We start from the raw sequence: 14,590 nt of genomic DNA, 5'->3' as shown, positions 1-14,590 counted from the left end.
GATAGTAGGACCCACTGTTGCAACTTACTAAGGCTTTACTCGGTTCCCGTTTTCCGGGGTCCGCAAGGCACGATATTGAGCATGAACAACCTTCCCGTCGACGGCACCCCCCTTGCCGCCAGCCCGCTGACCCGCGCCGTACTCGAAATCGACGAGTACGCCGCCGGGCTCGGCTGGGACCAGCCCGCCCGCCTCTTCGCCCTCGTCGACACCGCCCGGCTCCGTGAACAGGAGCCTTCCCTCGCCGAACAGCTCGGTATCGACGACTCCACCACCGCCTCGCTGACCCCGGTCGAGCAGGACGAGATCCCCGCCGGCGCCCCGCTGGACGAGTTCCTGGCCACCATCGGCTGGCCGGACGCGGTGGCCGGCTGCGCGATGACCGTGGAGCGGCTGATGCTGCCGCCGTCCGCTGAGGACGCCGTACCGGCGGGCATGGACGAGTCCCAGCTCGCCGAGTGGGTCGCCGGCCACCCGGACCGCCAGGAGGTGCGGATGACGGTGGCGGTGCTGCGGGACGGCACGCGCGAGTCGGCGCTGCGGCTGCGCGAGAAGGACTCCACGTCCGAGGTGCTCACCGGCTCGCAGCTGGTGCCGGGGCTGGCGGACGCGCTGGCCGCGACCTTCGAGAGCTGAGGGGCGGGCCGCCCGGGGCGGGGAGCCGCGTCCCCGCCCCGGCCCGGCCACCGGTGCTCCTACTTGTTCGCGGGGCAGCTCGGCAGCCCCGCCGTGTCGCCCTTGCGGATCTTCTCCAGGGACTTCATCGCGTCCTCGATGGTGTCCACCTTGACCAGCCGGAGGCCGTCGGGGTGGTCGTCGACGACGGCCGAGCAGTTGTCCTTGGGCGTCAGGAAGTACTCCGCGCCCTGTTTCCGCGCGCCGACGACCTTCATCGCGATGCCGCCGATCGGGCCGACCTTGCCCTGGGTGTCGATCGTGCCCGTACCGGCCACGAACTTCCCGCCGGTCAGGTCCCCGGGAGTCAGCTTGTCGACGATTCCGAGGGCGAACATCAGCCCGGCGCTGGGGCCGCTGACGTCGGGCAGCTTGATGTCGACGTTGAACGGGAGCGTGTAGTCGATCCCCGCCTGGATGCCGACTATGGAGCGGCCGTCCTTCGCCTTCGCGACCGGGACGGCGACGTCCTTGGTGGGGCCTTCGGGGCGCTTGCCCTTCTTCTGGGCCGCGGCCGCTTCCTTGGCCGGGATGACCGTGAAGACGGCCTGCTCGCCCGGCTTGTGCTGGGTGACCAGCTTGGCGACGTCGGTGTTCGCCTTGATCTCCGTGCCGTCCACGGCCTTGATCACGTCACCGGCGTGCAGCTTCCCGTCCGCGGGGGCGTCCTTGACGACGGACGCCACGACCGTCTGGGAGCCCACCGGGATCTTCAGCTGCCTGAGCGCCGCCACCTTGGCGCTCTCCAGGGACTGGGTGAACTCCTCGGCGTTCTGCTGGTCGGACTGCTCCGCCGTCTGGCCCTCCGGGTAGAGGATCTTGTGGGGCACCACGATGCTGTCGTGCTCCAGCCAGCCGTAGACCGCCTCGAAGAGGTTCATGTTGTACTCGGCGCCGGTGACCCGGACCGTGACCATGTTGAGGTTGCCGGTCGTCGGGTACGTTTTGTGGCCGGAAATCTGCAGCACCGGCTCGCCGTCGGCCTCACCCAGCGTGTTGGTCGTCGGCCCCGGATACATCTTCGAATACGGAACGGGGATCAGCACCCCGGCACAGAGCAGCGCGATCAGCATCAGGGTCGAAGCGAGCAACGTCGCGGTGCGGCGGGGCATGGAACGACAGTACGGGACGCCTCTGACAGCCGGTCCCCGGGGCCGTCCGTACGGGGCGGGGGCGAGCGGGCCAAAGCGCCGGGGCAACCGGAGCCGGGGCGGCCGCTTGCGGTTGCGTACGCCCGCCGCGGCCCCGGATCATCCCGGCATGCTCATGCCGCGTCAGAACCGGAATGTGCCTTCTCGGGCTTCTCCATCGCCTCTCGGAACCGCGCGTACCCCGCCAGTTCCGCGACATCCCCGGTCCTGCGGTTGCGTGACGCCCAACTGCTCCACACGACGGCGGCGATGACGGCGAGAACCGGAATCAGCAACCAGAGGAGCGCTCCCATAGCGGCCTCCCGACCCCTTGTAACAACCGCAACGACGAATAAGCAGATTAACCACCTGCCAGCTCAACGCTTACGCCAGGGGGCGGGTTACGCAACTGGAGCGCACGTAAAGGCTTTACCGGATACCGCCCGGAACGTGCGCCACCGGCCGGAACCGGACACCCCTAACAGGTACCTACCCACTCTTCGGTCCCGTCAGAGAACCGCTGGTGCTTCCAGATCGGCACCTCGTGCTTGAGGTCGTCGATCAGCCGCCTGCACGCCGCGAACGCCTCCGCCCGGTGCGGGCAGGAGACCGCGACGACGACGGCCAGGTCGCCGACCACCAGGTCGCCGACCCGGTGCACGGCGGCCATCGCCCTGACCGGGAAGTCGGCCGCCACCTTCTCGGCGACGCGCCGCAGTTCGGCCTCGGCACTCGGGTGCGCGGAGTACCCGAGGCCCGCGACGTCGGCGCCGTCGTCGTGGGAGCGGACCGTACCGACGAACAGGGCCGTGCCTCCGGCGGCCGGGTCGCCGACGGCCGCGAAGACCTCGTCCAAGGACAGCGGGGTGTCACGGACCGCGAGGAGGCGGATCGGTTCCGCCGCGCCCCGCTCGCCCGGGTGGTCATTCGTGCCTGGCATGCCTCCATCGTGCCGTACGCGGCGGCGGCACGGGCCATGGCCGTTCCACCGGGACCACGAGAAGCCGTATGGAGGCTCCTACAGGGCACCGGCGGGACGCGGCGGCCGTACGGCCGGGGCCGTCGCGTCAGATACGGCGCCGGGCCTTGCGGGCACGGCGTACCAGGGCCGCGGTGCCCAGGAGGGCCACCGTCGCGCCGGCCGCGCCCGCCGCGGTGGCGTCCTTGCGGCCCAGACGGCGGCCCGCGACCGTGTGCCGGCCCGCCACCTCCTCCAGCAGCTGGGCCAGCACCTCCTCGTTCGTCCACCGGGGGCGCCAGCCCGCCTCGTGCAGCCGGCTGCCGCTGACGACCCACGGGTGCATCGTGTACGCGAGGTCGCCGGCGGGCGACGGCGTGAGGCCGATGCGGTGCAGCCGGGCGGCGGCGCCGAGCGCCACCGAGGACGGCAGCTCCATGCGCCGGATCCCGGTCAGCTCCTCGACCTCCTCCTGCTCCAGCCACCCGTCGCAGCCCACCGCCAGCTCGCCCTCGACCCTTTCGAGCGCGGCGTACTGCAGGGCGCTGACCAGGTCTTCCACGTGGCAGAACTGCCAGGCGGGGCGGGATCCCGCGACGACGAGCAGCCGCGGCGACTCGAAGTACCGGGTCAGCGCGGTGTCCGTACCGCCCACCAGGACGGTGGGGCGCAGGACGGTGACGTTCAGGCCGGGGTGCGCGCGGGGCGCGCGGTGCGCCAGGCGCTCGATCTCCAGGAGGTCGCCGACCCCGGTGGCGTCGGCGGTGGCCCGCAGCTCGGCGTCCTCGGCCAGCGGTACGTCGTTGTCCGGGAGCGCGCCGTAGACCATGGCGGAGGTGCAGAGCACGACCCGGTGCACTCCGGCGGCCGCGGCGGCCGTGAGGACCGTCTGCGTACCGCGCACGTTGTACGCCGTACGGGCCGCGGCGTCGGTCTCCAGGTCCAGGTCGACGGCCAGGTGTACGACGACGTCGGCGCCGCGCAGCTTGTCGGCGATGGCCGGGTCCCGTACGTCCAGGACGTGCCAGTGCGCCTCGGCGGCCTCGCCGCGCCGCTCGTCGATGGCCACCACCTGCTTGACCTCGTCGGACTCGGTCAGGGCCTGGGTCAGCAGGGCGCCCACGCCGGAGGCGGCGCCGGTGACGGCCACGACGGGGCGGCGCAGCGGCCTGCCGGGCGTGCCGGGCGCCTCCTTGCTTGCCTTCTCGGTCTCGGCCGCAGCGTTTCGCGCTGCGCGAACGGTCGGATCTGGGGAACTCACCGGGCGTCTCCAGCGGTTGTCTTCAGTGCGTAGGCGTGCTGACGCGTACGTACCAGGTGGCGTCCATCCTGCCGCAGGCGCCGGGACGGCGAAGCACCGAGCCCCGAAGCGGGACAGGTGTCTAGGCTGGAAGAGAATGTCGGGCAGCCGCCGCCGGCCCCGGGCCGGCGGCCCTACGAGCCGAGGAAACCCGTGAGTGACACCCCATTTGGATTCGGCCTTCCGCCGGAGGAGCCGGAGGACGGCGACAACGGCAAGAAGAAGGGCGGCCAGGGAGGTAGCCAGGGCCCCGCGAACCCGTTCGGATTCGGCGGCGGGAGCGGCGGCGCGGACAACCCGTTCGCGGCGCTCTTCGGCGGCATGGGCGGTCCTGGTGGCGAGATGAACCCTGGCGACCTTGGCGCCGCCTTCCAGAAGCTCGGCCAGATGCTCTCCTACGAGGGCGGCCCGGTGAACTGGGACATGGCCAAGGACATCGCGCGGCAGACCGTCGCGCAGGGTGCCGAGGACGGCACCAAGGACGCGAGCGTCTCCCCCGGTGAGCGGGCCGCCGTCGAGGAGGCCGTACGCCTCGCCGACCTGTGGCTGGACGGTGTGACGTCGCTGCCGTCGGGCGCGGGCACGGTCCTGTCGTGGAGCCGCGCCGAGTGGGTCGAGGAGACCCTGCCGGTCTGGAAGGACCTGGTGGACCCGGTCGCGGAGCGTGTCGGCGCGGCCATGGGCGACGTGCTGCCCGAGGAGATGCAGGCCATGGCGGGCCCGCTGCTCGGCATGATGCGTTCCATGGGCGGCGCGATGTTCGGTACGCAGATCGGGCAGGCGCTGGGCGTCCTGGCCGGCGAGGTCGTCGGCTCGACGGACGTGGGGCTGCCCCTGGGTCCGGCCGGCAAGGCCGCGCTGCTGCCGGGCAACATCGCCAACTTCGGCTCCGGGCTCGGCGTCCCCGAGGAGGAGGTGCGGCTCTACCTGGCGCTGCGCGAGGCCGCCCACCAGCGGCTCTTCGCCCACGTGCCGTGGCTGCGCTCGCACCTGTTCGGCGCCGTCGAGGGCTACGCCCGCGGCATCAAGGTCGACACGACCAAGCTGGAGGACGTGGTCGGCCAGCTGGACCCGCAGCACCCCGAGGAGTTGCAGAACGCCCTGCAGCAGGGCATGTTCCAGCCCGAGGACACCCCGGAGCAGAAGGCGGCGCTGGCCCGTCTGGAGACGGCGCTGGCCCTCGTGGAGGGCTGGGTGGACGCGGTGGTGCACGCCGCGGCCTCCCCGCACCTGCCGTCCGCCGACGCGCTGCGCGAGACGCTGCGGCGGCGCCGGGCGACCGGCGGCCCCGCCGAGCAGACCTTCGCCACGCTCATCGGCCTGGAGCTGCGTCCGCGGCGCCTGCGGGACGCCTCGCGGCTGTGGGCCTCCCTGACGGACGCGCGGGGCCTGGACGGCCGCGACGCGCTGTGGGAGCACCCGGACATGCTGCCGACGGCCGCCGACCTGGACGACCCGGACGGGTTTGTCCACCACGAGCAGATGGACTTCTCCGAGCTGGACAAGATGCTCGGTGAGGCCGCCGGCGGTGCCGGGAAGCCGGACCTGACGAAGGAGACCGGCGAGGGCGGCTCCGAGGAGGGCGGCAAGCCCGGGGGCGAAGGCGGCAAGGGCGACAGCGACAAGTGACCCTTCACGACGACGCGGCGCGGGTCCTCAAGGAGTGGCCCGCGCCGTCCCCCGAGCAGGAGCGGCTGCGGCTCTCCTACCTGGACCACCTGGCCACCTACCCGGACGGCATGGGCAAGCCCTGCAAGGCCGGGCACATCACGGCCAGCGCCCTGGTGATCGACCCGGCGCGCGGGCGGGTGCTGCTGACGCTGCACCGCAAGCTGAAGATGTGGCTCCAGATGGGCGGGCACTGCGAGCCGGAGGACGCCACGCTGGCGGACGCGGCGCTGCGCGAGGCGCGCGAGGAGTCCGGGATCGCTTCCGGGCTGACGCTGCTGGGCGGGCCGGTGCGGCTGGACCGGCATCACACGCCCTGCGCCTGGCACTTGGACGTGCAGTACGCGGCGCTGGCTCCCCAGGGGGCCGAGGCGGTGATCAGCGACGAGTCGCTGGATCTGCGGTGGTTCCCTTACGCGCAGGTGGCGGACGTGGCGGACGACTCGGTCGTACGTCTCGTGGAGCGCACGCGCGCGCTTCTCTGAGGCGCGTACGGCCACCGTGCGGCCCCCTGGCGAGGGCCGCACGGTGGCCGGTGCGAGGCGTGTGCCGGACCGATGCGCGGGGCGCGCGACCCGTGTACCTCAGTTGCCGAAGATGTTGCCCTGGTTCTGCCCGTGGGCGCCCTGCTTCCCCACACCGAACTGGGCGGCCAGGCCGGACCCGATGACGGCGTTCTGCGGCGGCAGCAGCTCGCTGGGCTGCACGAGCGCGTAGCCCTGCCCCAGGAAACTCAGCTCCCAGCCCTCCCCCGTCCCGCCGCGGCGCCGCCACACGCCCGAGGAGTGCGTCTGCGCCTGCATCTGCACCCGCAGCGAGGCGGACCAGGCGACCACCGCGTCGGCGTCGGCGTTGACGTACTTGTCGGGGGTGACCTGCATCATCAGCGGCTGGCCCGAGGTCATCAGCACGACCTTGCCCCGGCCGGAGATGTTGAGCTGGTACTTGCCGGTGCCGGAGATCCCGTGCTGGCTGTCCACGGAGATCACCTCCCAGTGGAGGCTGGAATCCAGCGCCAGCACGTAGCTGCTGTCCACGGTCAGGCCGTCGTGGTCGACGTCCATGACGTGTACGTACTGTGCGAGGTTGGCCAGGTAGACCGTGCCCTGCCCGGAGACGCGCATCAGGTCCAGGCCCTCGCCGGACGCGGCGCGGGCACGCTGCTGGCCCGGCGTCTGGTAGTTGCCGTCGAATTCCAGCAGTCCCTGGTAGGCGACCATGGCGCCCTTACGGGCGAGCAGGTCCTCGTGGCCCTGCAGGGCGACCCGCAGCAGTTGCGGGTTCTGCAGGACGTACCGGTCCTGGGTCTGTGCCTCGGTGTAGGCGAAAAGCGGACTCTGCATGATGGCTTGACGTCCTCCCCCTCAGCCCCGGGCCCGGAGCCGGTCGGTGCTGTCCTCACTGGGCTGTACGACGACGAAGCCCTGGCCGGAGAAACCGAGCTGGTATGCCTCGCCGCTGCCGCGCCCGATCATCGAGGACGCCTTGAAGCTGCGCTTGCCCTTCATCTTCAGATTGGTCGACCAGGCGACGAGCGCGTCGGGATCGACGTACGTCTCGTCCTCGCCGCGGCCGCAGTCCACCACGATCGGGGTGCCGCGGGAGGTCAGCGCGACCCAGCCGGTGCCCGAGATGCCCACGTTGAAGAGCCCCTGGCCGGCGAACTTCGCCATGCCCTTGACGCGCTGCACGCCCCACTGGAGGTGGGCGTCGAAGGCCAGGAGGTTGGTGCCGTTGACGGAGATCGAGTCGCCGTTGAGGTTGATGCAGACGACATCCGCGCCGTAGTCGGCGAGGTAGAGCAGGCCGTCGCCGGTGCACTTCATCAGGGGAGCGCCCTCGCCGGTCAGCCACTGGGAGGCCATCTGGCGCACCGCGGGCGGATTCGGCTCGTACTGGACGAAGCCCTCGTAGGCGACCATCGAGCCGGTCCGCGCGAAGACGTCCTGGCCGCTCCGCATGGCGATCTTCACCATTGCGTTGCCGTGGTTCTCCATGCGCGCGGCGGGCGCGGTCGGGGCGTAGCCCGTGGCTTGTTGTTCGAACATGGCGGGCTCCCTCAGACCTCGTAGGGCTGGACGACGACGAAATTGCCGGGCGCGCCGCGGAACTGGAGGTTCACGGTCTCGCCCGAGTGTCCCGGATACGCGGCACGGCGCAGGCTCACCTGGCTGGAGACGATCACCTGCGAGGCGGCCGACCAGGCGACGATGGCGTTGGCGTCCGCGAAGGTGGTCGGTGTGACCGGGAGGACGACCGGGGTGCCCTGGGTCTTGACGACGATCGTGCCGGTTCCCTGGAACTGCATGGTGAACAGCGCGCCGCCCGGGATGCCGTGCCCTTCGATGCGGCGGACGTCGTACTGGAGCGACTCGTCGAAGGCCAGGACGCTCTCGGCCGACACGCAGATCGCGTCGCCCTGGAGCTCGATCGGGTGCACGTGGGCGCTGTTGTCCGCGAAGAACACCTGGCCCTGGCCCGTGCAGCGCATCAGCTGCATCTCCTGGCCGGTGGCGTTGCCCACGATGCGGCCGCGGATGCCGGCGCCCTTGTAGCTGAAGTCGACCTTGCCCTGATAGAGGACCATGCTTCCCTGGCGGGCGAGCACCGGCTGCCCGTCGATCCCGAGGTCGGCGCGGATCAGCTTCTCGTTCTGCGGCGTCCACCGCTGCCCCGTGGGGGCCTCGCGGTACTTCTCCAGGGCGACGCTGAGGCCGGGGCCCGGGCTCTGGGCCTGCGGCTGGCCGTACGCGCCGGGCTGCGCCTGAGGGGCGCCGTACGGGGCCGGGGGCTGCTGGCCGGGGAACTGGCCGCCCGGCTGTCCGTACGGAGCCTGGGGAGGCGCCTGGGGCGGCTGTCCCGGCTGGCCGTACGGGGGCGCCGGTGCCTGCTGGTACGGGTCGTGACCGGGCGGCGGCTGCTGTCCGGGGAGCGGGGCGGGCTGGCCGGGCGGTGCGCCGGGCGGCGCCATCGGGGCCGCGATGGTCGGTGCGCCGTGCATCTGCGGGGCCGGCGGCTGGGGCGGCTGGGCCTGGGCCGGGACCTGCGGCTGGGGCGGGGCCGGGGGCTGCTGGGCCTGCGGGGCGCCTTGGGGTGCGTCCTGAGGGGCGCCGAAGGCGGGGGCGGGCTGCGGTGCGGCGGGAGCCGGGGCGGCGAAGCCCGGGGCAGGCTCGGCTGCGGCAGGCGGCGCGAAGCCCGGCACGGCGCCCTGCGGCGCCGGTTCGGGCGCTGCCGCGGGCTCCTCCTCCGCGACCTCGCCGCCGAAGTTCTTCAGCAGCGCCTCCAGGCCGCCGTCGAAGCCCTGCCCGACCGCGGCGAAGCGCCACACGTCCTTCAGGTAGAAGTCGCCGAGCATCACGGCGCGCTCGGTGGTGAACTCGGCACCGTTGAACGCGTAGCGGGCGACCTCCTCGCCGCCGGCGACGATGCGCAGGTAACCGGGGCCGACCTGGGACATCTGACCCGCGCCGTCGAGCGTGGCGGTGAAGGAGAGCTTGCGGATGTGCTGCGGGATCCGGTCGAGCGTGACCCGGAAGGACTCGGTGTCGCCCGCCTGGGCGCCCAGCAGCTGGATCGACCCCTCGGGCGACGCGGGCTGGTTGAAGAAGACGAAGTACCGGTCGTCGGAGAGGCGCTCGTCCGCGTCGAGTCCGAAGCAGCTGATGTCGAAGGTCAGTCCGGAACCGGCGATCTGCACGCCTACGTACAGATCCGTCCCGGCCGTCAGATCACTGATCCTGGCCTTGTGGCCCCGCTGGAATTCCCTGGCCATACGTAACGACCGTCCCCCGCTCCCGCTTCGCGCTCTGATGACTTGCGCGTCAGGCTAACCGCTGCCGCCGACAGCGGGCGATGCCGGGGCGCGGCCGAACCGGTCGCAACCGTCCCTATTCCGTACGGGCCGCGGGCAAATGCGGCAGCCGCTCCGCCGCGGCCACCCCTTCGAGATAGCCGCGCGCACGCTCCGTGCGCGGATACGACTCCAGGAGCTGCCAGAAGCGCCGGCCGTGGCCGGGGACGAGAAGGTGGGCCAGTTCGTGCAGGAGCACGTAGTCGATCACGTACTCCGGCATGCCCTGGAGGCGGTGCGAGAGGCGGATGCTGCCCTCGGCGGGCGTGCAGGAGCCCCAGCGCGTGTTCTGGTTGGTCACCCAGCGCACCGTGGCCGGCCGGGCCCGGCCGCCCAGGTATTGGTCCGACAGCCGCTCCGCGCGCTCGGCCAGCTCGCTGTCGCCGGGTTTGCGCCTGCTCTCCTGCGCGGCGAGCTTGTCCAGCATCACCGTCACCCAGCGCCGCTCCTCGGCCTCGGACATCCGGGCCGGGATCAGGACGATCGTGCGGTCGCCCTCGCGGTACGCCGAGACCGTCCGGCGCCGCCGCGAGCTTCTGCGCACTTCGACCGCGCTCGTGCCGGGGCCACCGGTCGCGGGGCGTGTGGCGGTCCTGTGTTGGGGATCTGCGGCACGGCGCAAAGGGTCGGCGGGCACGCCCCGACGTTACCCGCTGCCCCTGCGCGAAGTCCCGTCGCCGGGTTTTTGCCGGACACCGGAAACACACCAAGGCAGGCACGACTTGTACGACTATTCCCCGGAGGCTGTGGATAACTTCCGGCGCCCGCCCGGCGGCGCGGGCATGCTGAAACCCGCTGGACGAGATCCGATCGACGGGGGGGGCGGATTCATGTATCCGATGCTCAAGCCCGCGCTGCGGCGCGGATGGCGGGACCGGGAGACGGTGCGGTTCGGGGTGGCCCCGGCACACGCGGTGGAGCTGGGACCGGTGGACACGGCGACCGGCAGTTTCCTGGCGCTGATCGACGGCACGCGCAGCATGGAACAGCTGGTGGACGCGGCCGGGGCGCTCGGCCTGCCCGCCGGGCACGCGCGGCGGGTGGTGGAGCGGCTGGGGCAGGCGGGGCTGCTGGACGCCCCGTCGGCGGGCGGCCCGGCGGCCGAGGCGGTGCGCGCGGACACCACGGCTTTCGGACGGCTCCGTCCCGACCTGGCGTCGCTGTCCGTGCGGCATCCCGAGGCCGCGGGCGGACTGGAGCGGATGGGGGCGCGCCGCGCCATACGGGCGCGTGTGCGCGGCGCGGGACGGGTGGGTGCCTCGGTCGCGGCACTGCTGTCGGCGGCGGGTATCGGCCGGGTGGAGGTGCAGGACGGCGGGAAGGTCGAGCCCTGGGACGTCGTTCCCGGCGGCGTCCGGGCCGAACACATCGGCGCACGTCGCGACACCGCCGCCCGCAGCCTGGTCCACCGCTCCTCGCCCTGGTCGCGCGGGTCCCGGTCCGGGAGCGGGCCGCCGGACGAGGGCGACCCGGGCCTGGCGCTCGTCGTGATTACGCCGCGCGACGGCCTCGCCGCCTACGCGCCCGACCCGGTTCTGTACGAGCCCCTCCTGACCGCCGGCATCCCGCATGTGTTCGCCGGGGTCGTCGAGGGCACGGGAGTGGTGGGCCCACTGGTCCTGCCGGGCGGCTCCTCCTGCGCCGGCTGCCTGGAGCTGCGGCATACGGACGCGGAGCCGGCCTGGCCGCGGCTGCTCGCCCAGTGGCGGTCGGGGCGCGGTTCACCGGCCGTGCCGGCCTGCGACACGGCGCTGGCGGCGACGGTGGCGGGGCTGGCCGCCATACAGGCGCTGGCGTTCCTGGACGGCGGATTGCCGCCCTGCACGGGCGCCCGGATGGAGTTCGCCCAGCCTTGTGCGGGCTGGCAGACGGTACGGATCGCGCCGCATCCCGAGTGCGGCTGTGGCGCTGCGGAGACGACCGGCGCCATGGGTGCCTCGGATCCTCGTGCGCGACACGCAACAATGGCGGAGTAACCCCGGTTGGGGACAGTGTGAGTTGGAGGGGCGCATGTCAGATCTTCCCCGCAAGGCGGTCACCCGCACCGCCAAGCTGGCCGCGCTGCCACTGGGATTCGCCGGCCGCGCCACCTGGGGGCTGGGCAAGCGGATCGGCGGCAGGTCGGCGGACATCGTCGGCCGCGAGCTCCAACAGCGGACCGCCGAACAGCTGTTCCGCGTCCTCGGCGAGCTGAAGGGCGGCGCCATGAAGTTCGGGCAGGCGCTGTCCGTCTTCGAGTCGGCGCTGCCCGAGGAGATCGCCGGCCCGTACCGCGCCGCGCTCACCAAGCTCCAGGAAGCCGCGCCGCCGATGCCGACGGACACGGTGCACACGGTGCTGGCGGATCGGCTGGGCGAGGACTGGCGCGAGCTGTTCACGGAGTTCGAGGACAAACCGTCGGCCGCCGCCTCGATCGGGCAGGTGCACCGCGCGGTCTGGCACGACGGGCGCGAGGTGGCCGTCAAGGTGCAGTACCCGGGAGCGGGCGCCGCCCTCCTGTCCGACCTGTCGCAACTGGGCCGGTTCGCCCGGCTGCTCGGGCCGCTGATCCCCGGCATGGACATCAAGCCGCTGATCTCCGAGCTGCGCGACCGGGTCTCCGAGGAGCTCGACTACGCGCTGGAGGCCGAGGCCCAGCAGGCGCACGCCGACGAGTTCGCCGACGACCCCGACGTCATGGTGCCCGCCGTGGTCCACCAGGGCGAGCAGATCCTGGTGACCGAGTGGATGGACGGCGTCCCCCTCTCGGAGGTCATCGCGAACGGCACCACGGAGGAACGCGACCGGGCCGGGCAGCTCCTCGCCCGCTTCCTCTTCTCGGGCACCGCCCGCACGGGTCTGCTGCACGCCGACCCCCACCCCGGCAACTTCCGGCTGCTGACCGGCGACGACCCCGACGGTCCGGCGGAGAAGTGGCGGCTGGGGGTCCTGGACTTCGGCACGGTCGACCGGCTGCCGGACGGGCTGCCCACGACGATCGGCACCTCGCTGCGCATGACGCTCGACGGCCGGGCCGAGGCGGTCTACGAGCTGCTGTGCGAGGAGGGCTTCGTCAAGGAGTCGATCGAGCTGGACCCGGACGCGGTGCTGGACTACCTGCTGCCGATCATCGAGCCGGCCCAGGCGGACGAGTTCACCTTCACCCGTTCCTGGATGCGCAACCAGGCCGCGCGCATCGCCGACCCCCGCTCCCCCGCCTACCAGCTGGGCCGCCGGCTCAACCTGCCCCCCTCCTACCTCCTCATACACCGTGTGACGTTGAGCACCATCGGCGTCCTGTGCCAATTGGGTGCCACCGTCCGCCTGCGTGACGAGCTGGAAGCCTGGCTTCCGGGCTTCGCCCCGGCCGAGGAGCCCGAGCCGTCCGTGCCCGGACAGAGCCGCACCACCGAGGAGACATCGGCCTGACTACCGCGTGGTGACCGGGTCCAAGTGGGACTCGATGGTGTGGAGGTTGAGACGGGTACAGGTGTCGCAGAGGTGCTGCCGGGTGCCGTTGCCGATGGTGCAGGTCCAAGTGGGCGGGGTGCCTTCGGCCGTGGCGCCGCACTGGGCACACTCCGCGTTCTCGGTGGTCAAGTCCGCCTGTTCGTACGTCTTCTGGTTCATCAGCCGACAATATCCCCGTCACCGACGGGAAAGGGGGCACAACGCCCCAAGGGCTGCCCGCTTGGACAGCCCCTGGTTTTCGTGGTGTTGCGTTGTCGCAGGATGCGGCGGTGACACCGCCGGGAGAACCCGGCGCCGTTCGGGCACCGGGCTGCCGGTGGATCACTGCATGACGGCCATGGCCAAGGCACGCCGGGCGCGCAGCGACGCCCGCTCGGCGCGGCGCTGCATGCGCCGCGCCGTGATGAGGCTCTGGGCCCTGCGTTCGGACTCGGCCTCCTTGAGGCGCTCTTGCATATGCGCCCGGGCCAGGGCTTCTGGGATGAGTTGCATTTCGCGGGTCCTGTTCTGGCGCGACTCGATCACGCCGGAGTTCACGGGTGCGGGTGTTTCGGTGAGGGTGGGGTTCATCGGGTCCTGCTTCTGGGGGTCCCGTTTGGCGGGACGGTCGATCGTTCCGGTGCCGCTGATGTAGGTGCCGCGGAGGTTCATGCCGCGACCGGGTTCTTGCGCGGACGGCCACGCGGCCGCTTGCGGGGCACCACGACGCCCTGGACGAAGAGCTCGCCACCCCAGACGCCCCACGGCTCGCGGCGGTCCTTGGCACCGGCGAGACAGGCCTCACGCACCGGACAGGTCTGGCACAGGGACTTGGCGTACTCCACGTCGGCCGGGGTCTCGGCGAAGAAGACCTCGGGGTCGTAGGTACGGCACGGCACGGCGGCGCCGAGTCGGTCGATCTCGTCGTCGAGCTCGGTGAGGGGCAGCAAAGGGGTCTCCTGGGAGTCGGGCGGAGGGATCAGGTCGGTGGCGACGGACGGGGTGTGCGTCTGGAGTTGCACGGTGGTGTGTTCCTCGTCTGTTCGGCCCGGCTGGTGGCTGGGCTCATGGGCAAAACAAAAGGGCCGCGGATCCCGGTGTGGGTTCCGCGGCCCTGGAAGGTGCCGACCTGATCATGCCGATCAGGCTGGATCTCTCCAGGGTTCGTGCCCGCGGTGGGCCCACGTGTCCTGCTGCGTCTGGTACTGCTTCCGGGATTCGGCACCGTTGGCCGCCGCACGGTCAAAGGCATGCGCATTCGCTGCCAGTGCCGCTGCCGCTGCTGCCGGTGCCTGGGTCGGTCGCTCGTCACGCTTGGCCTGGGGCATCAGCACCAAGGAAGCGGCACGGGAGACCTCAAGACCGGACGGCCGGCCGGAGCCGGACACACCGGTGCCCAGGAACGAGACGTCGAGCAGGCAGGAGGCGGCGACCGAACGATCGGTCATTTTCTGGGTCTCGATGAAGCTGATCACTGGTCTCGCCTCCTCTCGGCGTCTCGGCGGACCGGAAAACCCGGTCCGAGCTTGTTCAGTACAACACGAATCCAGCGGATCCCGGAAGGCCCGTTGTCTTCGTGC

General features: G+C 71.8%; 17 protein-coding genes. 5 read left to right on the top strand and 12 right to left on the bottom strand.

Going from position 1 to position 14,590, the window contains the following annotated elements:
* Positions 1-81 precede the first annotated feature (81 nt).
* A complete protein-coding gene (locus tag ACH4K4_RS12540) occupies positions 82-636 on the top strand; it encodes a PPA1309 family protein (protein WP_398166835.1) in 555 nt (184 codons plus the stop codon).
* Positions 637-695: 59 nt separating this feature from the next.
* Here ACH4K4_RS12540 and ACH4K4_RS12535 read toward each other — a convergent pair whose 3' ends face one another.
* The 4 genes from ACH4K4_RS12535 to ACH4K4_RS12520 form a co-directional block, all read right to left on the bottom strand.
* Entirely contained in the window at positions 696-1,787 is a 1,092-nt protein-coding gene (locus ACH4K4_RS12535; protein ID WP_398166833.1) for a PDZ domain-containing protein, read from the bottom strand.
* 152 nt (positions 1,788-1,939) lie between these two features.
* Positions 1,940-2,119, bottom strand: a complete 180-nt coding sequence (locus ACH4K4_RS12530; RefSeq protein WP_365836013.1) for a hypothetical protein — start codon at positions 2,117-2,119, stop codon at positions 1,940-1,942.
* A gap of 164 nt (positions 2,120-2,283) precedes the next feature.
* Positions 2,284-2,745, bottom strand: a complete 462-nt coding sequence (locus ACH4K4_RS12525) for a molybdenum cofactor biosynthesis protein MoaE (protein WP_398166831.1) — start codon at positions 2,743-2,745, stop codon at positions 2,284-2,286.
* A gap of 127 nt (positions 2,746-2,872) precedes the next feature.
* Positions 2,873-4,024, bottom strand: coding sequence for an SDR family oxidoreductase (locus ACH4K4_RS12520; protein ID WP_398166830.1), 1,152 nt, complete (start codon positions 4,022-4,024; stop codon positions 2,873-2,875).
* A 192-nt stretch (positions 4,025-4,216) separates the two neighbouring features.
* On the opposite strand from ACH4K4_RS12520, the gene ACH4K4_RS12515 reads away from it, so the two are divergent.
* Both ACH4K4_RS12515 and ACH4K4_RS12510 read left to right on the top strand, forming a co-directional pair.
* Positions 4,217-5,692: a zinc-dependent metalloprotease gene (locus ACH4K4_RS12515; RefSeq protein WP_398166829.1), complete on the top strand. Its 1,476-nt coding sequence runs from the start codon at positions 4,217-4,219 to the stop codon at positions 5,690-5,692.
* Positions 5,689-6,216, top strand: a complete 528-nt coding sequence (locus ACH4K4_RS12510) for an NUDIX hydrolase (RefSeq protein ID WP_398166828.1) — start codon at positions 5,689-5,691, stop codon at positions 6,214-6,216. Before ACH4K4_RS12515 ends, ACH4K4_RS12510 begins: the two co-directional genes overlap by 4 nt.
* A 99-nt stretch (positions 6,217-6,315) precedes the next feature.
* On the opposite strand, the gene ACH4K4_RS12505 is transcribed toward ACH4K4_RS12510, so the two are convergent.
* From ACH4K4_RS12505 to ACH4K4_RS12490, 4 genes are all read right to left on the bottom strand, one after another.
* The gene (locus tag ACH4K4_RS12505) at positions 6,316-7,074 is read right to left on the bottom strand and encodes an AIM24 family protein (RefSeq protein ID WP_398166826.1); all 759 of its coding nucleotides are present in this window, start codon (positions 7,072-7,074) and stop codon (positions 6,316-6,318) included.
* 21 nt (positions 7,075-7,095) lie between these two features.
* Positions 7,096-7,779, bottom strand: coding sequence for an AIM24 family protein (locus ACH4K4_RS12500; protein WP_398166825.1), 684 nt, complete (start codon positions 7,777-7,779; stop codon positions 7,096-7,098).
* An 11-nt stretch (positions 7,780-7,790) separates the two neighbouring features.
* The gene (locus ACH4K4_RS12495; protein ID WP_398166823.1) at positions 7,791-9,503 is read right to left on the bottom strand and encodes a TerD family protein; all 1,713 of its coding nucleotides are present in this window, start codon (positions 9,501-9,503) and stop codon (positions 7,791-7,793) included.
* A 115-nt stretch (positions 9,504-9,618) separates the two neighbouring features.
* The gene (locus ACH4K4_RS12490) at positions 9,619-10,218 is read right to left on the bottom strand and encodes a M48 family metallopeptidase (protein WP_398166821.1); all 600 of its coding nucleotides are present in this window, start codon (positions 10,216-10,218) and stop codon (positions 9,619-9,621) included.
* 202 nt (positions 10,219-10,420) lie between these two features.
* Between ACH4K4_RS12490 and ACH4K4_RS12485 the strand changes: the two genes are divergently transcribed.
* On the top strand, positions 10,421-11,557 hold the full coding sequence (locus ACH4K4_RS12485) for a ThiF family adenylyltransferase (RefSeq protein WP_398167187.1): 1,137 nt from the start codon (positions 10,421-10,423) through the stop codon (positions 11,555-11,557).
* Between the two features lie 34 nt (positions 11,558-11,591).
* Positions 11,592-12,989: an ABC1 kinase family protein gene (locus tag ACH4K4_RS12480; RefSeq protein ID WP_398166819.1), complete on the top strand. Its 1,398-nt coding sequence runs from the start codon at positions 11,592-11,594 to the stop codon at positions 12,987-12,989.
* On the opposite strand, the gene ACH4K4_RS12475 is transcribed toward ACH4K4_RS12480, so the two are convergent.
* From ACH4K4_RS12475 to ACH4K4_RS12460, 4 genes are all read right to left on the bottom strand, one after another.
* Entirely contained in the window at positions 12,990-13,190 is a 201-nt protein-coding gene (locus ACH4K4_RS12475) for a hypothetical protein (RefSeq protein ID WP_398166818.1), read from the bottom strand.
* Between the two features lie 162 nt (positions 13,191-13,352).
* Positions 13,353-13,682: a hypothetical protein gene (locus tag ACH4K4_RS12470; RefSeq protein WP_398166816.1), complete on the bottom strand. Its 330-nt coding sequence runs from the start codon at positions 13,680-13,682 to the stop codon at positions 13,353-13,355.
* A complete protein-coding gene (locus ACH4K4_RS12465) occupies positions 13,679-14,032 on the bottom strand; it encodes a WhiB family transcriptional regulator (RefSeq protein ID WP_003984433.1) in 354 nt (117 codons plus the stop codon). Before ACH4K4_RS12465 ends, ACH4K4_RS12470 begins: the two co-directional genes overlap by 4 nt.
* A 120-nt stretch (positions 14,033-14,152) precedes the next feature.
* Positions 14,153-14,485, bottom strand: a complete 333-nt coding sequence (locus ACH4K4_RS12460) for a hypothetical protein (protein WP_398166815.1) — start codon at positions 14,483-14,485, stop codon at positions 14,153-14,155.
* Positions 14,486-14,590: the final 105 nt, after the last annotated feature.

The sequence above is a fragment of the Streptomyces sp. NPDC017529 genome (genome assembly GCF_044329785.1).
GTDB lineage: Bacteria > Actinomycetota > Actinomycetes > Streptomycetales > Streptomycetaceae > Streptomyces.
The sequence above is the reverse complement of the archived record's forward strand: the minus strand, read 5'-3'. Positions and strand labels throughout refer to the sequence as shown.